The organism is Mycobacterium saskatchewanense, from assembly GCF_010729105.1.
GTDB classification, from domain to species: Bacteria; Actinomycetota; Actinomycetes; order Mycobacteriales; family Mycobacteriaceae; genus Mycobacterium; species Mycobacterium saskatchewanense.
In genome coordinates, this window is sequence record NZ_AP022573.1 from 1,598,594 (window position 1) to 1,618,013 (window position 19,420).

Sequence of the window (19,420 nt, forward strand, 5' to 3'; positions counted from 1 at the left end):
CCCTAGCTGCTCAAGATCTGCTGCGAAGCCTGCTCTTGCTGCTCGTAGTTGTTCGCGTCGCGGACCAAGCCGTCGCGAACCCCGTGCAGCATGTTCACAATGTTGCGGAAGGCCTGGTTGACCTGCCCCATCGTGTCGTAGGACGTGGCCTGGGCCTGGCCGCTCCACCCCGCGCCGGCGATGTTCATCGACGACGCCCACATCTTGCGGGCCTCGTCCTCCACCGTCTGCGCATGCACTTCGAAACGACCGGCCATCGCACGCATCGCGTGCGGGTCGGTCATGAACCGAGTAGTCACTGAAATGCTCCCTTCACACTGAATTGGAATGTCATCACCCGCCGCCGCTACGGCGGGCAACGTCTAAGCGGGCCGGTTATCCGACCCCGGTGCGCGGCACGACGCTAGGCCGCTGCTGAACCACGTGGGTCGGGCTGGCGCCGCCGCGGCCGAGCATCCCGCCCGGCATGCCGCCGCCCGCTCCCATTCCGCCCATCGGCATCGGCATCATCGGCATGCCGCCGCCCATCGGGGCACCGGCCGCCGCGGCGGCCGGCCCCTCGCCGAGCCCCGACATCGCGGCGCTGACCATCCGGGACGGCGCCGATCCCTGCCACGTCGGCGGCACCGACATCGCCCCGACGAGCCGAGCCTTCCCGAGGCCGGCCGCCGCGTCGCCGAGGCCGCCCACGCCGCCACCGAATCCCTTCCCGATGGGCGCGGTGGCGTCGACCATCTTGGGCACGGCCGCGGCCGCGGTGTTCGCACTCGCCAGCGCCGCCGGGCTCGACGCACTCATCCCCGCCTGGGCGGCCATCATGATCGGCGACATCATCATGCTCACCGGCATCATGCCCACCTGGGCGACCGTGGAGAGCGAAGAAATCGGCGCCGCGGATGCGAGCGCCGAAACCTGCGACACGGCGGGTGCGACCGCCGACATGACGCCGCTCACCGGAGCCGATATCGCGCCTCCGACCGACGATGCGAACGTCGCCGCCTGCGAGGCCACACCCGTCAGCGGCGCCGCCAGGATCGACGAGAGACCCGCCAGACTCACCGGGGGGAGGCTGAACGCCGGCAATGCGGACGCCACGGTCATGGCCCCCGCGTGGTAGCCGAACATCGCCGCCACGTCCTGGGCCCACATCTCCATGTACTCGAACTCGGTCGCCGCGATCGCGGGCGTGTTCTGGCCGAGGATGTTCGTCGCGATCAGCGCCATCAGCTGGACGCGGTTCGCGACCACCGCCGGGGTCGGGATCGTTGCCGTCTGCGCCGCCTCGAAGGCCGTCGCCGCCGTCCGCGCCTGAGCGGCCGCCGACTCGGCTTGCCCCGCCGCCGCGCTCAACCACCCGACATACGGTGTCGCCGCGGCCGCCATGGCCAACGACGCCGGACCCGCCCAGGGCCCGCTGGTCAATCCCGTGACCACCGAGTTGAACGACGATGCCGCGGCCGCCAGGTCAGCCGCCAGCCCGTCCCACGCGGCCGCGGCGGCGAACATCGGCCCTGAGCCCGCCCCGCCGAACATCAACGCTGAGTTGATCTCCGGGGGAAACCACGGAAAGGAAGGAAACGTCACTAGTCAACACCTCCAGCCGCAAAAACGGCTTCGACATCACACGGCACGTGCGCGGCCGTTCGACCTGCGCTGACAACCACTGTTGGATCGTAAGCCAATTCCGCGGCGAAAACAGGGGCTTTCGTTAATTGATTTCCAGCACCGGACGGCGGCGGTCCGACGCGCTGGCCGACGGATATCTGTCCAGGTAGCGAGGCGCATGGCGACCGCCCCACACAATTCTCACCGGGTTAATGCGATGTTCAGGCGCGGGATCCGCTCCCCCGCGCGGCCCGCAGACGGCGACGCCCGGGCTGCGGCGAAATTCCGCGCCACCGCCGGCCCTTCGGAATTCGAACACGCATCGCCGGCCGATCCGAAGTTCAGCGCATCGCCGATGCGCGCGCCGGCATTTGCTGTCTCGCGGACGCGGAGGCCCGGATTCGGATGCGGTCAGCAGCCCTTGAGCCGCTTCGCGAGGTAATCGGCGACGGCGTCCATCGCAACCCGTTCCTGGGTCATGTGGTCACGCTCGCGCACCGTGACGGCGTTGTCCTCGAGCGAATCGAAATCCACCGTCACGCAGAAGGGCGTCCCGACTTCGTCCTGACGCCGGTAGCGGCGGCCGATGGCGCCGGCGTCGTCGAAGTCGATGTTCCAGCACTTGCGCAATTCGGCGGCCAAGTCGCGGGCCTTGGGACTCAGGTCGGCGTGCCTCGACAGCGGCAACACGGCCGCCTTGACGGGCGCCAGCCGCGGATCGAGTCGAAGCACCGTCCGTTTGTCCATGCCGCCCTTGGCATTCGGGGCCTCGTCCTCGACGTAGGCGTCGATCATGAACGCCATGAACGACCGGGTCAGCCCGGCCGCCGGCTCGATGACGTATGGCACATAGCGGCTGTCGGTGACCTGGTCGTAGAACGACAGGTCGACCCCGGAGTGCTTCGAGTGCGTCGACAGGTCGAAGTCGGTGCGGTTGGCCACCCCCTCCAGCTCGCCCCACGGGTTGCCGGCGAAGCCGAACTTGTACTCGATGTCGACGGTGCGATCGGAGTAGTGCGACAGCTTCTCCGCCGGGTGCTCGAACAGCCGGAGGTTCTCGGGATCGATACCCAGGTCGACATACCATTGCCGCCGGGTGTCGATCCAATACTGATGCCATTCCTTAGCGGTGGATGGCTCGACGAAGAATTCCATCTCCATTTGCTCGAACTCACGGGTGCGGAAGATGAAATTGCCAGGGGTGATTTCGTTGCGGAAACTCTTACCGATCTGGCCGATGCCGAATGGCGGCTTTTTGCGTGCGGTCGTCGCGACGTTGGCGAAGTTGACGAAGATGCCCTGCGCGGTCTCGGGACGGAGGTAGTGCAACCCCTCCTCGGTCTCGATCGGCCCGAGGTAGGTCTTGAGCATCATGTTGAACTCGCGCGGCTCGGTCCACTGCCCCTTGGTGCCGCAGTCCGGGCAGACGATCTCCGTCATCGGCACCGAGTCCGGGTCGTCCAAGCCCTTCTTGGCCGCGTACGCCTCCTGCATGTGGTCCTGGCGGTGCCGGTGGTGGCAGTTCAGGCACTCGACCAGCGGGTCGTTGAACACCTCGACGTGGCCGGACGCCACCCACACCTGTCGCGGCAGGATGATCGACGAGTCCAGGCCCACGACGTCGTCGCGGCCGGTGACCACCGACCGCCACCATTGCCGCTTGATGTTCTCCTTGAGTTCGACGCCCAGCGGACCGTAATCCCATGCCGATCGGGTGCCGCCGTAGATCTCGCCCGAGGGGTAGACGAAGCCCCGCCTTTTGGCCAGGTTCACGACGGTGTCAATGACGGACGCCACGGGGTGGTCCGCTCCTTTCTTGGGGTCGAGCCTTCGGGGTCGAGGGGCGAACGGCTGCGGCGGTCGACCGCCGCGCGCAGAGCACCAGTCATGGTAGCGAGCTGCGCGGTGGTCTTTGACATGCGTCATCATGCATGTGACAGTGGAGGGCAATGGGTCGGCGCCCTCTTCGGCCGGCCGACCCCCCTACCTGCCACTTCTCGAGGTGATGGCTCTCTTTCCCATGGTGATGCCTTCTTTCGGGCCCCCTGCGGGGCCGACCGCCGCCGACGGCGACCTGGATGCGAGCCTGAGCGTCCTCGGCCCCGCCCACGAGCACGCCGGTGGGCGATCCGGTGACCGCCCCGAGCCGGGATATCCCGTGCCGCCCCCGAGGGAGATCCTGGACGCCGCCGGCGAATTGCTGCGCGCGCTGGCCGCACCCGTGCGGATCGCGATCGTGCTGCAGCTGCGGGAGTCCCACCGCTGCGTGCACGAACTCGTCGACGCGCTCGGTGTGCCCCAGCCGCTGGTCAGCCAGCACCTGAAGATCCTCAAGTCGGCAGGCGTGGTCGCCGGCGAGCGTTCCGGCCGGGAAGTGCTGTACCGGCTCGCCGATCACCACCTGGCGCACATCGTGGTCGACGCCGTCGCGCACGCGGGCGAGGACACCCCGTGACGGGCGCCGGCGTGCGCTCCACCCGCCAGCGCACGGCCATCGCCACCCTGCTGGACTCGCTCGACGAGTTCCGTTCGGCCCAGGACCTGCACGACGAGCTGCGGCACCGGGGCGAGAACATCGGGCTGACCACCGTCTACCGGACGCTGCAGTCGATGGCGGCCGCGGGGACGGTCGACACCCTGCGCACCGACACCGGGGAGTCGGTCTACCGCAGCTGCTCGCAGCACCATCACCACCACCTGGTGTGCCGCTGCTGCGGTTCGACCATCGAGATCGGCGACCACGAGGTGGAGGACTGGGCCGCCCAGGTGGCCGCCAAGCACGGCTTCTCCGACGTCAGCCACACGATCGAGATCTTCGGCACCTGCAGCGACTGCCGGTCCTGAGCGGATCAGGACGTCAGGGCCTGCCGGATCTGCGCGCCGGTGTCCAGCACCAGCAGGATCAGCGTGCGCAGCGCGCCGTCGGTCAGGCCGGCGCCGGGAAAGTTGTACCGCAGCATCACGTCGGCGGCCTTGGCCGCGCCCCTGCCGGAGTTGCGCCGCACCGCCTTGTCGTTGACCTTCTCCGTCATCGTGACGCTGCCGAAGTTGAGGTCGCGCGCCTGCCTGGCTACCTGGTCGCTGACCTTCTTGGTCAGCGGCAGGTCCCAGGCCAGGACCTGCGTGAGCGACACCAGATCCAGGTCCTCGGCGATGTTCACCACGCGCAGCGACGCGAACGTGCCGTTGTGCCGTACCGTGAGCGCGCCGTCGGGTTCGGCCTCGACGGGAAGGGCGTCGCCCAGGATGTGCGCCAGGCGATCCTGCAGCGACGGCATCAGGCGCTCCCGAACCGACGGTTGCGCGAGGCGTATTCCTCGCAGGCGGCCCACAGGTCGCGGCGGTCGTAGTCGGGCCACAGCTTGTCCTGGAAGATGTACTCGGCGTAAGCGGCCTGCCACAGCATGAAGTTGCTGGCCCGCTGCTCCCCCGATGTCCGCAGGAAGAGGTCGACGTCGGGGATGTCGGGGCGCTGCAGGTGCCGCGAGATCGTGGACTCGTTGACCCGCTCCGGGTTCAGCCGGCCCGCGGCGGCCTCGCGGGCGATCTCCCTGGCCGCCTCGGCGATCTCGGTGCGGCCGCCGTAGTTGACGCAGTAGTTGATGGTGATCACGTCGTTGTTCCTCGTCAGCTGCTCCGCGATCGCCAGCTCGTTGATGACGCTGCGCCACAGGCGCGGACGCGAGCCGACCCACCGGATCCGCACCCCCATCTCGTTGAGGACTTCCCGCCGCCGTCGGACCACGTCACGGTTGAACCCCATCAGGAAGCGGACCTCCTCGGCCGAGCGCTTCCAGTTCTCGGTGGAGAAGGCGTAGAGGCTGAGCCACTTGATCCCGAGTTCCACCGCGCCGCAGGCGATGTCGATGACCACGGCCTCGCCCATCTTGTGGCCCTCGGTGCGCCGCAGGCCGCGCTGGGTGGCCCAGCGCCCGTTGCCGTCCATCACGATGGCGACGTGATTGGGCAGTCGGTCGGCCGGGATGCGGGGCGGGGCCGCCTTGGACACGTGCTGCGGTGGGCGGCGCGGGCCGCCGTCGGGTGACGGCGGCAGCGTCGGGAACACCACCGGCCACGTCGAGGTGTCGGGGAAGGTCGGATAGTCGTCGGGAGCGGGCGGGAGCTGCGGGAAGTCGGATGCCGCCTTGCGCTCGGCTCTGCTAACCACAGTCCCTATCCTGCCCGGGCAGCGCCGCGCGCCGGTCGGCGATGGCCCGATCGACGTGGTAGGTCCGCTCCACCAGCGGCAACGTCTTGAGATGCCGTTCCAAGTGCCATTGCAGGTGCGCGGCCACCAGCCCGCTGACGTAGCTGCGGTGCGATTGCGGGGTCTGTTCGGCGAACTCCCAATCACCGTCGTGCAGCGCCGACATCAGATCCAGCACCCCGGGCGGGGGCGTCGTCGCACCGGCGGGGCGGCAGTGCGCACACACGCTGCCCCCGGCGGCGATGTGGAACGCCCGGTGCGGGCCGGGGGTGGAGCAGCGCGCGCACTCGGTCAGCGCCGGGGCCCATCCGGCGGTGCCCATGGCGCGCAGCAGGTAGGCGTCCAGCAGCAGGTCACGGGAGCGGCGCCCGTCGGCCACCGCCCGCAGCGCGCTGACCGTGAGCCGGTGCAGCGCCGGGGCGGGCGCCCGCTCCTCGCCGGCGAGGCGTTCGGCGGTCTCCAGCATCGCGCAGCCGCAGGTGTACCGGCCGTAGTCGCTGACGATGTCGGTGGCGAACGCGTCGATCGCGACGACCTGGGTGACGATGTCGAGGTTGCGGCCGGGGTGCAGCTGCGCGTCGATGTGCGCGAACGGCTCGAGCCGCGCGCCGAATTTGCTGCGGGTGCGGCGGACGCCCTTGGCCACCGCGCGGACCAGCCCATGATCGCGGGTCAGCAGGGTGACGATGCGGTCGGCTTCGCCGAGCTTGTGCTGGCGCAGCACAACAGCCCGGTCTCGATACAGCCGCATCCCCATAGTTTTGCACCCCGCCGCGACAATGCGGGCATCCGCGCCGATAGTCTCTCAACCCGTGGTTGGCACGTCTGGCTCCGGTTTCGGATCCGTTTCCGGATCCGGTGGCCGACGCCTGCCCACCTTGACTGACCTGCTCTATCAGCTGGCCAGCAGGGCGGTGACGTCGGACGAATTGGTACGCCGATCCCTACACGCCATCAACACCAGCCAGTCCACCCTGAACGCCTTCCGGGTGGTGCTCACCGAGTCCGCGCTCGCCGACGCGGCCAAGGCCGACCGGCGCCGCGCCGCCGGTGATACCGCGCCGTTGCTGGGCATCCCGATCGCGGTCAAGGATGACGTCGACGTTGCTGGGGTGCCGACCGCCTTCGGAACCCAGGGGCACGTCCGGCCGGCCACGCAGGATGCCGAGGTGGTGCGCCGCCTGAAGAAGGCCGGCGCCGTCATCGTCGGCAAGACCAACACGTGCGAGCTGGGCCAGTGGCCGTTCACCAGCGGCCCGGGCTTTGGCCACACCCACAATCCCTGGTCGCGCCGGCACACGCCGGGCGGATCATCGGGCGGCAGCGCCGCCGCCGTCGCCGCGGGACTGGTGACCGCCGCCATCGGCTCCGACGGGGCCGGCAGCGTCCGCATCCCCGCCGCCTGGACGCACCTGGTGGGCATCAAGCCGCAGCGCGGCCGCATCTCGACGTGGCCGCTGCCCGAGGCGTTCAACGGCCTCACCGTCAACGGCGTGCTGGCGCGCACGGTGGCCGACGCGGCGCTGGTGCTGGACGCCGCGTCGGGAAACGTCGAGGGTGACCGGCACAAGCCGCCCCCGCTCACGGCGTCCGACTATGTGGGAATCGCCCCGGGACCGCTGAACATTGCGCTGTCGACGCGCTTCCCCTACACCGGGTTTCGCGCGAAGCTGCATCCGGAGATCCTGGCCGCCACCCGGGCGGTGGGCAAGCAACTGGAACTGCTCGGCCACAAGGTGGTGACCGGCAACCCCGACTACGGCATGCGGTTGTCGTGGGACTTCCTGGTCCGGTCGACCGCCGGCCTGCGGGACTGGGAGGAGCGGCTCGGTGACGACGTCGTCCTGGACCCCCGCACGGTGGCGAACCTGCGACTCGGCCACATCCTGGGGCAGGCGATCCTGCGCAGCGCGCGCCTGCACGAAGTCGCCGACCAGCGCCGGGTCGGCTCGATCTTCGACATCGTCGACGTGGTGTTGGCGCCGACCACCGCGCAGCCACCCCCGCTGGCGCGGTCCTTCGACCGCATGGGCAGCTACGGCACCGACCGGGCGATGATCGCCGCGTGCCCGGTCACCTGGCCGTGGAACGTGCTGGGCTGGCCGTCGATCAGCGTGCCGGCGGGGTTCACCTCCGAGGGCCTGCCGATCGGCGTGCAGCTGATGGGTCCGGCGAACAGCGAAGGCATGCTGATCTCGCTGGCCGCCGAGCTCGAGGCCGTCTGCGGCTGGGCGAGCAAGCAGCCGAAGGCGTGGTGGAATCACCACACGGACACCCCGCCGGTGCCCGGCGCTCCCCCGCCCCGGAGATGAAACCCCAAGCGGCACAGCGCCGAAGCGCCGCGGTGGGCGTTTGCCGACCGCGACACCGGGTAGTGGTCCGCAGTGGGCGGATTCGGGCGGGACGACCCCGACCTGGACGCGGTTGCGCGTAGCCACTTTGGCTGGGAAATCCTCACCGACGACCAGCGCGACGCGATGCGGGCGGTCCTGCGGGGTCGCGACGTGCTGCGGTGATGCCGACCGGGTCCGGCAAGTCGGCGATCTACCAGGTGCCCTCCCTGCTCATCGACGGGGTGACCCTGGCGGTGTCGCCGCTGATCGCGCTGCAGGAGGACCAGGTCAGCGCCATCGAGGGCAGCGGCGCGGGCACCGCCGTGGCCATCAATTCGGGCCTGCGGGCGGCCGAGCGCCGGCGCGGCTGGCAGGCCGTCGACTCCTCGGAGGGCGACTTCGTGTTCATCGCCCCCGAGCAGCTGGCGAACGACGAGGTGGTCGCCCGGCTGAGCGAAGCCTGGCTGTCGCTGATCGTGGTCGACGAGGCGCACTGCGTGTCGGCGTGGGGCCACGACTTCCGGCCGGACTATCGGCGCCTGGCCGATGTCTTCCGCCGGCTCGGGGAGTCGATCCCGATCGTCGCTTTGACCGCGACCGCGTCGGTGGTCGTGCGCCGAAACAAGCCGCCGGCGCTAGGTTTTCGAGCCGCCAACCACGTCCTGGTAGCCCGGCTCGTGCATGACGGCGCTGGGTCCGGCGAAGCTGTCTTTCTCCAAACCGCGCAGCGTCTCGACGAGCTCGCTGTCGGCGCCCTGCTGCTCGGCATGTGCGGCCAGGTCCGCCGGCGCACCCGGGTAGTCGAATCCGGACAGCGACTTCTGAAGATCGGTCACTTGAGATGGCGTGCCGTGCGGGCTAAGCGGCGCGGGACGGATAAACCCGGCCCGTTCTAAAACCCTAGCCGGCCAAGCTGTTTGGGGTCGCTCTGCCAGTTCTTGGCCACCTTCACCCTTAAGTCGAGATAGACCTTGGTGCCCAACAACTTCTCAATCTGGGCGCGCGCCGCGGTGCCAACTTCCCGCAGCCGCGCCCCGCCCTTGCCGATGATGATCCCCTTCTGGCTGTCCCGCTCGACGTAAAGCAGGGCGTGCACGTCGATGAGGTCGTCCCGCCCCTCCCGCGGGTTCACCTCGTCGATGACGACCGCCAGCGAGTGCGGCAGCTCGTCGCGCACGCCCTCGAGGGCGGCCTCGCGGATGAGCTCGGCCATCAAAACCTCTTCGGGTTCGTCGGTGAGCTCGCCGTCGGGGTAGTACGCCGGACCCTCGGGCAGGGCCGCCGCCAGCACGCCGACGAGCACGTCGACCTGCTCCCCCGTCGCGGCCGACACCGGAACGATCTCGGCCGAGTCGCCGACCAGCTCGCTGACCGCGACTAATTGCGCCGCAACCCGGTCTCTGGGCACCTTGTCGATCTTGGTGACGATCGCGACCAGCGTCGTCTTGGGGGCGGTGGACCGGATCTGCTCGACGATCCAACGGTCGCCGGGGCCGATCGCCTCGTCGGCGGGGATGCAGAGCCCGATCACGTCGACCTCGGTGTAGGTGTCGCGCACCAGGTCGTTGAGTCGTTTGCCCAGCAGAGTGCGGGGGCGGTGCAGTCCGGGGGTGTCGACCAGGACGATCTGGAAGTCGTCGCGGTGGATGATGCCCCGAATGGTGTGCCGGGTGGTCTGCGGGCGCATCGAGGTGATCGCCACCTTGGCGCCCACCAGCGCATTCGTCAGTGTCGACTTGCCGGTGTTCGGCCGCCCGACCAAGCACACGAAGCCCGAATGAAATCCGGTCATGTCGCCCACCGTGAAACTGTGGCGAGTTTTCGGCCGATTTTTCGCCGTGGCTTCACGCTCGGCGTCATGACGGGCCCTCGCCGTCGGAGCCGTCGGCCGAGCCGTTGGATTCCGCCGGGCTCAGCAGGACGGTGCTGATCCGCACCCGGCCGCGGTGGTCGGGGCCGCCCTCGGCGTGCAGGCGCAGGCCGTGCGAGACGACCTCCGCGCCGGGCAGCGGCACGCGGCCCAATTCCAGCGCCAGCAGGCCGCCCACGGTGTCGACGTCGAGGTCGTCGTCGAAGTCCACCCCGTACAACTCGCCGACGTCTTCGATCGGCAGCCGGGCCGAGACGCGGAAGTGCTTGTCGCCCAGGTCTTCCACCGGGGCCGTCTCGGCCTGGTCGTATTCGTCAGCGATCTCGCCGACGATCTCCTCCAGCACGTCCTCGATGCTGACCAGGCCGGCGATCGCGCCGTACTCGTCGACCAGCAGCGCCATGTGGATGCGGTCGCGCTGCATTTCGCGCAGCAGGGTGTCCAGCGGCTTGGAGTCCGGCACGAACACCGCGGGCCGCATCACCTGGGCCACGGTGGCCCCCCGGCCGCCGTCGCCCGACCGGACGGTGTGCTGCACAAGGTCTTTCAGATACACCACCCCGACGATGTCGTCGACGTTCTCGCCGATCACCGGGATGCGGGAATGGCCGCTGCGCACGGCGAGGTTGATCGCCTGGCTGGCCAGTTTGTCGCTCTCGATCCAGATCATCTCGGTGCGGGGCACCATCACCTCGCGGGCCGGGGTGTCGCCGAGCTCGAAGACCGACTGGATCATCCGGCGCTCGTCGGCGGCGACCACGCCGCGCTGCTGGGCAAGGTCGACCACTTCGCGCAGTTCGATCTCGGACGCGAACGGCCCGTTGCGCAGGCCGCGGCCCGGGGTAAGCATGTTACCCAGGATGACGAGCAACCGGCTGAGCGGCATCAGCAGCCACGAGATCGCGCGCAGCGGAAGGGCCGTCGTCAACGAGATCGAGTAGGCGTGCTGCCGCCCGAGGGTGCGCGGACCCACGCCGATGACCACGAAGCTGGTCACCACCATGATGGCCGCGGCGCCGAACAGCGCCCATCGCATGCCGAAGTTGTCGTAGAGGAACACCACCAGCAGTACGGTCGCGGTGACCTCGCACGTGATCCGCAGCAGCACGACCAGGTTGATGTAGCGGGGCCGCTCGGCCACCACCGCGGCCAGCGATACCGCCCCCGGACGCTCGTCGCGGACCAGCTCCTGGGCCCGGGCCAACGAGACCGTGCTGATGGCGGCGTCCATCGCCGCGAACAGCCCGCCCAGGGCGATCAGGGCTATCGCACCGAGCAGCTGAGGAACACCGGTCAATTCTCGAAATACCTTGACTTGTCGAGCAATCGGCGGTCGCGTTCCTTCTGACGGTCCTGTTCGTACGCGTGGACCTGCTCGGCGACCCACTCCTCGAGCAGCCGGTTCTGGAGATCGAACATCTCTTTCTCCTCGGCCGGCTCGCCGTGGTCGTAGCCGAGCAGGTGCAGCACACCGTGGATGGTCAGCAGCGCCAACTCGTGCCCGAGGCTGTGCCCCGCCGCGGCCGCCTGCTCGGAGGCGAACTCCGGGCAGAGCACGATGTCGCCCAGCATGGACGGGCCCGGCTCGGGGGCGTCGGGGCGTCCGCCCGGCTCGAGCTCGTCCATGGGGAAGCTCATCACGTCGGTGGGGCCGGGCAGGTCCATCCAACGCATGTGCAGGTCGGCCATCGACGCGATGTCCAGCAGCACCATCGACAGCTCGGCGGCGGGGTTGACGTCCATCTTGGCGATGACGAAGCGCGCGACGCTGACCAGCTCCGCTTCGGCGACGTCGATCCCCGACTCGTTGGACACTTCGATGCTCACGGGGCGCTCACAGGGCGCACGGGGATGCTCACGGCCCCTATCATCGACGACCGCGGGAGCCCGACGCGCGCCGAGCCGCCCGGTTCATCCCCAGGCCCGGCTCCTCGAACTTCGCGTAGGCGTCGACGATCTCCGAGACCAGCCGGTGGCGAACCACGTCGACGCTGGTCAGCACGGCGATGTGGATGTCGTCGACGTCATCGAGGATGTCCATCGCCGACCGCAGACCCGACCGTGCGCCGCCGGGCAGGTCGACCTGGGTGATGTCCCCGGTGACCACGATCTTCGACCCGAACCCGAGCCGGGTGAGGAACATCTTCATCTGCTCGGCGGTGGTGTTCTGCGCCTCGTCGAGGACGATGAAGGCATCATTCAACGTGCGGCCCCGCATGTACGCCAGCGGCGCCACCTCGATGACCCCGGCGGACATCAGCTTCGGGATCAGCTCGGGGTCCATCATGTCGTAGAGCGCGTCGTACAGCGGCCGCAGGTAGGGGTCGATTTTCTCGCTCAGCGTGCCTGGCAGAAAGCCAAGGCGCTCACCGGCTTCCACCGCCGGCCGGGTCAGGATGATGCGGCTGACCTGTTTGCTCTGCAGGGCGCTGACCGCCTTGGCCATCGCCAGGTACGTCTTCCCGGTGCCGGCGGGCCCCACCCCGAACACGACGGTGTTGGCGTCGATGGCGTCGACGTAGCGCTTCTGGTTGAGCGTCTTGGGCCGAATGGTCTTTCCGCGTCGGGACAGGATGTCCAGCGTCAGCACCTCGGCGGGCGATTCGTTGTCGGTGCCGACGAGCATGCCGACGCTGCGGCGCACCACCTCCGGGGTCAACGGTTGACCGCGGGAGACGATGGCGACCAATTCGGAGATCACCCGCTCGGCCAGCGCCACCTCGGCAGCCTCGCCGGTCAGGGTGACGGAGTTGCCGCGCACGTGCAGGTCCGCCTTCAAGTTGCGTTCGAGGGCGCGCAGGTTTTCGTCGGCCGAGCCCAGCAAGCCCACGACGACATCGGACGGAACGTCAATGCTGCTGCGAACTTGAGCAGAGGTCGATGAGGCGTCACCGGCGCTGGTTTCGCGGGGCGTCACGTGGTTTCCGATGCCTGCTTCCTGAAGTTTCGGTGCGGGAATGCTCGAAAAGCCAGTCTACCGCTGGTCAGCAGCGGGTCCCAAGGCTCGACCGGGAATCTGGTCAGGCTTCATCGGCGTGTTGCGTCGCCGATTTCGCAGTCGGCGCTCGAGTCCCACCGCGGCGTGAGCACGCCCAGCGCGCCGAGCGCCACCGCCGCGGCGGTCGACGTCCGCAGCACCTGCGGGCCGAGCCGGACGGCGACCGCCCCGGAATCGGCCAGTTCGGCCATCTCGTCCGGCGCGATGCCGCCCTCCGGACCCACCAAGAGCAGCACCGAATCCGCCTGTGCCAGTTTGACATCCGTGAGCCGCTCGGTCGCCGACTCGTGCAGGGCCAGCACTGCCGCGCCCGCGGCCGCCTCATCGCGGATCCGCCGGGTCAACGCCGCGGTGGACAGGACACCGTCGACGGGCGGAATGTGCGCCCGGCGCGATTGCCGCGCCGCCGATCGGGCGACGGCGCGCCAGCGGCGCAGGCCCTTCTCCACCCGGGATCCCTCCCAGTTCGCCACGCAGCGGGCGGCCCGCCACGCGAGGAACGAGTCGGCGCCGGCCTCGGTCGCCAGCTCGACCGCCAACTCCGAGCGCTCCGATTTGGGCAGCGCCTGCACCACCGTGACCGGGGGCCGCGGGGGTGCGACGTGCCAGCGCTCCAGCACCCGCGCGCGTAGCCCGTCTCGCCCGGCGTGCTCGACCCGGCAGTGGGCGAGCGCCCCGGCGCCGTCCCCGAGCACCAGCTCCTCGCCAGGGCGGATGCGCCGCACGGTGGCGGCGTGGAAGCCCTCCTCGCCCTCGACCGCGGCCAGTTCGCCCGGGGCGGGCAGCGCGTCGACGTAGAACAGCGTCGCCACCATGTGCGCGGGTCCGTAAGCCCGGCTAGCGCCCGGTGAAGGTCTCGCGCAGCCGGCTGAACAGCCCGCCGCCGGCGGCGTGCGTCGAGCGCACCTCGGGCACGTCGCGGCTGCGGCGGTTCTTCAGCTCGCGCAGCAGTTCGGTGTCGTGGTGGTCCAGCCGGGTGGGGACGACGACCTCGACGTGCACATGCAGGTTGCCGCGCACCCCGGAGCGCAGGTGCGGCATGCCGTGGCCGCGCAGCGTGATCACGGCGCCGGGCTGGGTCCCCGGTGGGATGGTGATCTCGCTCATGCCGTCCAGGATGGCGTCGACGGTGACCGTCGCGCCCAGCGCCGCGTCGACCATCGGCACCGACACCGTGCAGTGCAGGTCGTCGCCCTCGCGGACGAAGATGTCGTGGGCCTGCTCGTGGACCTCGACGTATAGGTCGCCGGCCGGCCCGCCCCCCGGCCCGACCTCGCCCTGGGCGGCGAGCCGAACCCGCATGCCCTCGCCGACGCCGGCAGGGATCTTGACGCTGATCTCCCGGCGGGCGCGGACGCGGCCGTCGCCCATGCACTGGTGGCAGGGGTCCGGGATGACGGTGCCGACGCCGCGGCAGGTCGGGCAGGGCCGCGACGTCACCATCTGGCCCAGCAGCGAGCGCTGCACCGTCTGCACCTCGCCGCGGCCGCCGCACGTGTCGCACGGGATCGGCGCCGAGTCGCCGTTGGTGCCCTTGCCCTGGCAGCGGTCGCAGAGGATGGCGGTGTCGACGGTCACCTGCTTCGTGACCCCGGTGGCGCACTCTTCGAGATCGAGCCGCATCCGCAGCAGCGAATCCGAGCCGGGCCGCACCCGGCCCGACGGGCCGCGGGAGGCCGAACCCCCGCCGAAGCCGCCGCCGAAGAAGGCCTCGAACACGTCGCCCAGGTTGCCGAAGCCGCCGAACCCGCCGCCGGCCGCGGCGGCGTTCTCCAGCGGGTCGCCGCCGAGGTCCACGATCCGGCGCTTCTCGGGGTCGCTGAGGACCTCGTAGGCGGCGCTGATCTCCTTGAACTTCGCCTGCGCGGCCTCGTCGGGATTGACGTCGGGATGCAGTTCGCGCGCCAGTTTGCGGTACGCGCGCTTGATCTCCGCGTCGCTGGCGTTTCTGCTCACGCCGAGCAGCCCGTAATAGTCGCGTGCCACGCTTGACCTTTCTTATGCCTTTTCTTGCCGCGTGATCGCGGCCGGGTGCGCGCTCATCGGGCACCCAGGACTTCGCCGATATAAAGAGCAACCGCAGCAACACTGGCGATAGTTCCCGGATAGTCCATCCGGGTGGGTCCCAGCACACCCATGCCGCCGTATACGGTGTCCGAGGTGCCGTAGGCGGTGGTCACCATCGCCGTGCCGGCCATCTCCTCGACCGCGGTCTCGTGGCCGATGCGCACGGTCACCTTGCCGGCCTCCTGCTGCGCCGCAAGCAACCGCAACACCACCACCTGCTCCTCGAGCGCCTCCAGGATGGAGCGCAGCGAACCCCCGAAATCCGCGGCGTTGCGGGTGAGGTTCGCGGTGCCGCCCATCACCAGGCGCTCGTCGGTGTGTTCGACCAGCGACTCGAGCAACACCGTCGCCGAGCGGCCGACGGCGTCGCCCAGGCCGTCCGGGCTGCGCAGCTGACCGGCGAGGTCGGCCACCGCGATCGAGGCAGCCGACAGCTTCTTGCCCACCAGCGCCTGGCCGAGCATGTCGCGCAGCTGGGAAAGCTGGTGGTCGTCGATGACGTCACCCAGTTCGACGATGCGCTGGTCGACCCGGCCGGAATCGGTGATGACGACCATGAGCAGCCGGGCGGGGGTCAGCGCGATCACCTCCAGGTGCCGCACCGTCGACGAGGTCAGCGTGGGGTACTGCACGACGGCGACCTGGCGCGTCAGCTGGGCCAGCAACCGCACCGCGCGCCGCAGCACGTCGTCGAGGTCGACGCCGGACTCGAGGAAGTGCTGGATCGCCCGGCGCTCGGCCGACGACAGCGGCTTGACGTCGTCGAGGCGGTCGACGAACTCGCGGTAGCCCTTCTCGGTCGGCACGCGCCCGGAGCTGGTGTGCGGCTGGGTGATGTAGCCCTCGGCCTCCAGCACCGCCATGTCGTTGCGGACGGTCGCGGACGACACCCCGAGGTTGTGGCGCTCCACCAGCGACTTGGACCCTATCGGTTCCTTGGTGGCGACGAAGTCGGCGACGATCGCACGCAGCACCTCGAAGCGACGGTCGTCGGCGCTTCCCATCGGCGTGTCACCTCCCTTGATCCCGCCCTGACCGGTTCATTTTACGGTGTTGAGGCGGGCTGACCGCCACACAGCAACCCGCGGATGCCTCCGGCCAGCGATCGCTGCGCAAACCGTTTCGGGCTAGCCTGTCGTGCATGAACCGGTCGGGCCGCGGTGACGCGTCGGGGCGGGCAGCGGGGAAGGCGCGGCGATGATCTTCAAGGGCGTGCGCGAAGGCAAGCCGTATCCGGAGCACGGGCTGTCCTACCGCGACTGGTCGCAGATCCCCCCGCAGCAGATCCGGCTCGACGAATTGGTCACCACCACAACGGTGCTCGCGCTCGACCGGCTGCTCTCGGAGGACTCCACCTTCTACGGCGACCTGTTCCCGCACGCCGTGAAGTGGAAGGGCATCACCTATCTCGAGGACGGGCTGCACCGGGCGGTCCGCGCGGCCCTGCGGAACCGCACGGTGCTGCACGCCCGGGTGTTCGACATGGACGCGCTGGTGAGCCAACACCGGTAGGAGGGCTCGGTCACGTTTAGGCCTCGCCGGGTGTCGACGTAGTCAGAACCGTCGAGCCACACCCTCAAGGAGGTTTGCCATGTCCCGGCTACCGGGAGTCTCCGACCGCGACGCCGGTTTCGGCGCCAAGATCGCCTTCTTCTTCACCCGGCGCAAGCTGGCGCGGCTGACCGGGCTCGGCCCGGACGCGGCGGGGATGCTCGAGCCGCTGCGCATGTACGCGCACATCCCCCGGTTGCTCACCGCGTACGGAAGGCTGGAGCAGGCCGAATCCAGGCTGGACATCCTCACTCCCCGCCACCGCGCCCTGGCCGAGCTGAAGGCCGCGACGACGGTGCGCTGCGAGTACTGCATCGACCTGGGCTCGCAGATCGCCCGCCGGTGGGGCATCACCGACGAGGAGCTGCTGGCCCTGTCGGACCACCGCGACGCGCCCTGCTTCTCCGAGGTCGACAAGCTGATCCTCGACTACGCCACCGCGGTCAGCCGCACCCCGGTCGAGGTGAGCGACCGCCTCTTCGACGCCCTGCACGCCCACTTCGACACCGCCCAGCTCGTCGGGCTCACCCACGTCATCGGGCTGGGCAACCTGCGGGCCCGCTTCAACATCCCGCTCGGGATCGGGGCGGCCGGATTCTCCGGTGACAGGGTGTGCGCGCTGCCCGGCGCCGGTGGCAGGTGATCGATGGACGCGTCGCTGACCGCGCGGTTCGAGGCGGCCCGGCCGCGGCTCGGCGCGATCGCCTACCGCATGCTGGGCTCGGTCGACGACGCGCAGGACGCCGTGCAGGAGGCGTGGCTGCGCTGGTCCGGCAGCGTCGGCGAGGAGATCGCCAATCCCGACGCCTGGCTGACGACCGTGGTCGCCCGCGTCTGCCTCAACGCGTTGCGCGACCGGCACGCCCGCGGGCGGGAGGAACCGGCCCGCCGCCTGCCTGACCCGATCGTGGCCGCCGAGGGCGAGTTCGATCCGGAACACCAGGCCATGCTGGCCGACGCGGTGGGCCTGGCCCTGTTCGTGGTGCTCGACACGCTGCCGCCGTCGGAGCGGCTGGCGTTCGTCCTGCACGACGTGTTCGGCGTCCCGTTCGACCAGATCGCCCCGATCGTCGAGCGCACGCCGGAGGCGGCTCGCAAGCTGGCCAGCCGGGCGCGCCGGCGCATCGAGCGCGCCGACCCCGCCCCCGACGGCGACATCTCGGCGCAGCGCGAGGCCGTCGACGCCTTCTTCGCGGCCGGCCGCACGGGCGATTTCGATCGGCTGGTGGCGGTGCTGCACCCCGACGTGGTGTTGCGGGGCGACTTCGGCCCCCGGGCCCCGGGCTTCCGGGCCGAAGGCGCCGCGTCGGTGGCCGAGTTGGCCCGCGGATACGGGCGGCCCGAGCGGGAGGTGCGCGCGGCCACCGTCAACGGCGCCGCGGGCGCGGTGATCCTGGTCGCCGGCGCGCCGACGGCGATCATGGCGTTCCTGGTGCGCCACGGGCGGGTTGCGGCGATCGACGTGCTGTCCGACCCCGGGCGCGTCGCCAGGCTGGCCGCAAACGCGACGGGCGGGTAGCGACGGCTCGCGTCCGCTACCCGCCCGGGCGGGGGCTACTGGCCGGCGGCCTGGATCAGCTCCATGGCCGAGGACCGCGACAGCATCCACCCGCCCTGGTTGACGAAGGTGACGCTCTGGGTGACCGGGGTCGGGAGCTTCGGGCCCGACACGGCGACGTCGGCGGTCGCCGAGCCGGCGGCGGCGGCGGGCTGGATGTTGGTGACGCTGAACGCGAGCGGCAGGTCGCCGTTCTTGTCGGCCTTCTTCAGCTTCTTGTCGGCGACATGCGCCTCCATCCCGCTGATGCCGCCCTCGACCAGGTTGCTCTTGTTGGCGAACGGCACGTTGGGATCGGCCAGGCTGGTCAGTACGCCGGTCAGCTGGGCGGCGGTCGGAACGCTGGCGGCCAGGGCCGGGTCCTGCGGCAAGGGGGCGCCGACCGCGACGAGCCGCACCTGGGCGGCGGCACCGCCCGCCTCCGAGGGCGTCAGGGCCGCGAACCCGATGGCCGCCGCCCCGATGGCGCCGACGGCCGCCACGCTGGTGGCGAGCGATGTGATGGTGAGCTTCACGGGTAGGTCCTCCCCCTCCGATTCGCGGGTGCCGCGAGTGATTGTGCTTGCTGTGACTGGTGTTTCGCGACTCAGGCCGGTGACGTTACGGCCGAGCCCTGTGTGCGCGCACAGAGGATTCTGTGCCGCAGCTGTGTGGCAGCCCAGGAAGCCGGCGGGTTCGTGGGCCGCTAACCCGTCGCCGCCTGCAGCAGCGCGATCGCGGAATCGTGCTGCAGGATCCAGTTGCCGCCCTGGTCGATGAACGCCAGGTGCTTGGAGACCGGCCCGGCGAACTTCGGGCCCGAGATCGCCACGTCGGCCTGGGCGGCGTTCGGGCCGGCCGGCGCGATGTTCGTCACGGCGAAGGTCTCCGGGAACTTGCCGTCTCGATATGCCTTCCTCAGGTCGTGATCGGCGAGATGGCCCTCGTCCGGGGTGATGCCGTTCTCGACCAGGTTCATCTTGGTGGTGTACGAGACGCCGGGGTCGGTGACCTGGTTGCAGAGGTTCGACAGCTGGTCGGGGGTCGGCAAGCCCGGTGGGGGCGGCGGGTCCTGCGGCAACGCCGGCCCGTGGGCGGCGCCGATCGCGGCCGGCTGAGCCGCCGCGGTACCGGTGGCGGCGCAGGTCACGCCGACGGCCGCCGCGCCGACGGCGCCCAAAGCCGCCATCCCGGTGGCGGCGACAGTGATTCGCATGGTTGGTTCCTCCCCTTGGTTTGCATGGGCTGACGT

General features: G+C 70.1%; 23 protein-coding genes and 1 pseudogene. 8 read left to right on the plus strand and 16 right to left on the minus strand.

The annotated features are described in order from the left end of the window. Positions 1–2: 2 nt before the first annotated feature. The 3 genes from G6N56_RS07440 to G6N56_RS07450 form a co-directional block, all read right to left on the minus strand. A complete protein-coding gene (locus tag G6N56_RS07440; protein ID WP_085254723.1) occupies positions 3–299 on the minus strand; it encodes a WXG100 family type VII secretion target in 297 nt (98 codons plus the stop codon). Between the two features lie 76 nt (positions 300–375). Next, complete coding sequence (locus tag G6N56_RS07445) at positions 376–1,584, minus strand: PPE family protein (RefSeq protein WP_408632671.1); 1,209 nt, start codon at positions 1,582–1,584, stop codon at positions 376–378. Between the two features lie 432 nt (positions 1,585–2,016). Further along, positions 2,017–3,402 (minus strand): glycine--tRNA ligase, encoded by a 1,386-nt coding sequence (locus G6N56_RS07450; RefSeq protein WP_085254724.1) that lies wholly within the window; start codon positions 3,400–3,402, stop codon positions 2,017–2,019. 229 nt (positions 3,403–3,631) lie between these two features. Here G6N56_RS07450 and G6N56_RS07455 point away from each other — a divergent pair, with 229 nt between their 5' ends. Together G6N56_RS07455 and G6N56_RS07460 are read left to right on the plus strand one after the other, a co-directional pair. Further along, entirely contained in the window at positions 3,632–4,060 is a 429-nt protein-coding gene (locus G6N56_RS07455) for an ArsR/SmtB family transcription factor (RefSeq protein WP_408632694.1), read from the plus strand. Continuing rightward, positions 4,057–4,449: a Fur family transcriptional regulator gene (locus G6N56_RS07460; RefSeq protein ID WP_085254725.1), complete on the plus strand. Its 393-nt coding sequence runs from the start codon at positions 4,057–4,059 to the stop codon at positions 4,447–4,449. The genes G6N56_RS07455 and G6N56_RS07460 overlap by 4 nt, the downstream gene beginning before the upstream one ends. Before the next feature lie 5 nt (positions 4,450–4,454). Here G6N56_RS07460 and G6N56_RS07465 read toward each other — a convergent pair whose 3' ends face one another. The 3 genes from G6N56_RS07465 to recO are packed head-to-tail and all read right to left on the minus strand — an operon-like array spanning position 4,455 to position 6,563. Beyond that, complete coding sequence (locus G6N56_RS07465) at positions 4,455–4,883, minus strand: hypothetical protein (RefSeq protein ID WP_085254726.1); 429 nt, start codon at positions 4,881–4,883, stop codon at positions 4,455–4,457. Further along, positions 4,883–5,773 carry a decaprenyl diphosphate synthase gene (locus G6N56_RS07470; protein ID WP_085254727.1) on the minus strand — a complete coding sequence of 297 codons (891 nt, stop codon included), beginning with the start codon at positions 5,771–5,773 and terminating at the stop codon, positions 4,883–4,885. The genes G6N56_RS07465 and G6N56_RS07470 overlap by 1 nt, the downstream gene beginning before the upstream one ends. Further along, the gene (recO, locus tag G6N56_RS07475) at positions 5,766–6,563 is read right to left on the minus strand and encodes a DNA repair protein RecO (protein ID WP_085254795.1); all 798 of its coding nucleotides are present in this window, start codon (positions 6,561–6,563) and stop codon (positions 5,766–5,768) included. The genes G6N56_RS07470 and recO overlap by 8 nt, the downstream gene beginning before the upstream one ends. Before the next feature lie 61 nt (positions 6,564–6,624). Here recO and G6N56_RS07480 point away from each other — a divergent pair, with 61 nt between their 5' ends. From G6N56_RS07480 to G6N56_RS07485, 3 genes and pseudogenes are all read left to right on the plus strand, one after another. Further along, positions 6,625–8,124: an amidase gene (locus G6N56_RS07480; protein WP_085254728.1), complete on the plus strand. Its 1,500-nt coding sequence runs from the start codon at positions 6,625–6,627 to the stop codon at positions 8,122–8,124. A gap of 72 nt (positions 8,125–8,196) precedes the next feature. Further along, complete coding sequence (locus G6N56_RS29435; RefSeq protein ID WP_264020585.1) at positions 8,197–8,328, plus strand: hypothetical protein; 132 nt, start codon at positions 8,197–8,199, stop codon at positions 8,326–8,328. Next, positions 8,328–8,690, plus strand: a pseudogene (locus G6N56_RS07485) (DEAD/DEAH box helicase); the annotation flags it as partial. The gene G6N56_RS29435 and the pseudogene G6N56_RS07485, both read left to right, overlap by 1 nt. Positions 8,691–8,780: 90 nt before the next feature. Here G6N56_RS07485 and G6N56_RS07490 read toward each other — a convergent pair. From G6N56_RS07490 to hrcA, 8 genes are all read right to left on the minus strand, one after another. Then, complete coding sequence (locus G6N56_RS07490; protein WP_085254796.1) at positions 8,781–8,981, minus strand: DUF2795 domain-containing protein; 201 nt, start codon at positions 8,979–8,981, stop codon at positions 8,781–8,783. Positions 8,982–9,037: 56 nt separating this feature from the next. Beyond that, complete coding sequence (era, locus tag G6N56_RS07495; RefSeq protein WP_085254797.1) at positions 9,038–9,937, minus strand: GTPase Era; 900 nt, start codon at positions 9,935–9,937, stop codon at positions 9,038–9,040. 64 nt (positions 9,938–10,001) lie between these two features. Further along, positions 10,002–11,312 (minus strand): hemolysin family protein, encoded by a 1,311-nt coding sequence (locus G6N56_RS07500; RefSeq protein ID WP_085254729.1) that lies wholly within the window; start codon positions 11,310–11,312, stop codon positions 10,002–10,004. Beyond that, positions 11,309–11,842, minus strand: a complete 534-nt coding sequence (gene ybeY / locus G6N56_RS07505) for an rRNA maturation RNase YbeY (protein WP_085254730.1) — start codon at positions 11,840–11,842, stop codon at positions 11,309–11,311. The genes G6N56_RS07500 and ybeY overlap by 4 nt, the downstream gene beginning before the upstream one ends. A gap of 40 nt (positions 11,843–11,882) precedes the next feature. Continuing rightward, the gene (locus G6N56_RS07510) at positions 11,883–12,932 is read right to left on the minus strand and encodes a PhoH family protein (protein WP_085254731.1); all 1,050 of its coding nucleotides are present in this window, start codon (positions 12,930–12,932) and stop codon (positions 11,883–11,885) included. A 110-nt stretch (positions 12,933–13,042) separates the two neighbouring features. Beyond that, complete coding sequence (locus tag G6N56_RS07515) at positions 13,043–13,828, minus strand: 16S rRNA (uracil(1498)-N(3))-methyltransferase (protein ID WP_085254732.1); 786 nt, start codon at positions 13,826–13,828, stop codon at positions 13,043–13,045. A gap of 22 nt (positions 13,829–13,850) precedes the next feature. Then, complete coding sequence (gene dnaJ / locus G6N56_RS07520) at positions 13,851–14,999, minus strand: molecular chaperone DnaJ (protein ID WP_085254733.1); 1,149 nt, start codon at positions 14,997–14,999, stop codon at positions 13,851–13,853. A gap of 53 nt (positions 15,000–15,052) precedes the next feature. Further along, positions 15,053–16,084: a heat-inducible transcriptional repressor HrcA gene (gene hrcA, locus G6N56_RS07525; RefSeq protein ID WP_085254734.1), complete on the minus strand. Its 1,032-nt coding sequence runs from the start codon at positions 16,082–16,084 to the stop codon at positions 15,053–15,055. A gap of 193 nt (positions 16,085–16,277) precedes the next feature. On the opposite strand from hrcA, the gene G6N56_RS07530 reads away from it, so the two are divergent. The 3 genes from G6N56_RS07530 (at position 16,278) to G6N56_RS07540 (ending at position 18,150) form a co-directional block, all read left to right on the plus strand. Continuing rightward, positions 16,278–16,592 (plus strand): type II toxin-antitoxin system VapB family antitoxin, encoded by a 315-nt coding sequence (locus G6N56_RS07530; protein WP_085254735.1) that lies wholly within the window; start codon positions 16,278–16,280, stop codon positions 16,590–16,592. Between the two features lie 79 nt (positions 16,593–16,671). After that, positions 16,672–17,274: a carboxymuconolactone decarboxylase family protein gene (locus G6N56_RS07535; RefSeq protein WP_085254736.1), complete on the plus strand. Its 603-nt coding sequence runs from the start codon at positions 16,672–16,674 to the stop codon at positions 17,272–17,274. A 3-nt stretch (positions 17,275–17,277) separates the two neighbouring features. After that, positions 17,278–18,150 (plus strand): sigma-70 family RNA polymerase sigma factor, encoded by an 873-nt coding sequence (locus G6N56_RS07540; protein ID WP_085254737.1) that lies wholly within the window; start codon positions 17,278–17,280, stop codon positions 18,148–18,150. 35 nt (positions 18,151–18,185) lie between these two features. Here the strand turns inward: G6N56_RS07540 and G6N56_RS07545 are convergent, their stop codons facing one another. Beyond that, positions 18,186–18,704, minus strand: coding sequence for an MTB12 family secreted protein (locus tag G6N56_RS07545; protein WP_085254738.1), 519 nt, complete (start codon positions 18,702–18,704; stop codon positions 18,186–18,188). A 170-nt stretch (positions 18,705–18,874) separates the two neighbouring features. Beyond that, positions 18,875–19,384: an MTB12 family secreted protein gene (locus tag G6N56_RS07550; protein ID WP_085254739.1), complete on the minus strand. Its 510-nt coding sequence runs from the start codon at positions 19,382–19,384 to the stop codon at positions 18,875–18,877. Between the last annotated feature and the right edge of the window lie 36 nt (positions 19,385–19,420).

Coding starts and splice junctions, on each gene's coding strand:
- G6N56_RS07455 (WP_408632694.1), top strand. CDS start 3,632: ATGCCTTCTTTCGGGCCCCCTGCGGGGCCGACCGCCGCCGACGGCGAC.
- G6N56_RS07465 (WP_085254726.1), bottom strand. CDS start 4,883: ATGCCGTCGCTGCAGGATCGCCTGGCGCACATCCTGGGCGACGCCCTT.
- recO (WP_085254795.1), bottom strand. CDS start 6,563: ATGCGGCTGTATCGAGACCGGGCTGTTGTGCTGCGCCAGCACAAGCTC.
- era (WP_085254797.1), bottom strand. CDS start 9,937: ATGACCGGATTTCATTCGGGCTTCGTGTGCTTGGTCGGGCGGCCGAAC.
- G6N56_RS07515 (WP_085254732.1), bottom strand. CDS start 13,828: ATGGTGGCGACGCTGTTCTACGTCGACGCGCTGCCCGCCCCGGGCGAA.
- hrcA (WP_085254734.1), bottom strand. CDS start 16,084: ATGGGAAGCGCCGACGACCGTCGCTTCGAGGTGCTGCGTGCGATCGTC.
- G6N56_RS07530 (WP_085254735.1), top strand. CDS start 16,278: ATGATCTTCAAGGGCGTGCGCGAAGGCAAGCCGTATCCGGAGCACGGG.
- G6N56_RS07535 (WP_085254736.1), top strand. CDS start 16,672: ATGTCCCGGCTACCGGGAGTCTCCGACCGCGACGCCGGTTTCGGCGCC.
- G6N56_RS07540 (WP_085254737.1), top strand. CDS start 17,278: ATGGACGCGTCGCTGACCGCGCGGTTCGAGGCGGCCCGGCCGCGGCTC.
- G6N56_RS07550 (WP_085254739.1), bottom strand. CDS start 19,384: ATGCGAATCACTGTCGCCGCCACCGGGATGGCGGCTTTGGGCGCCGTC.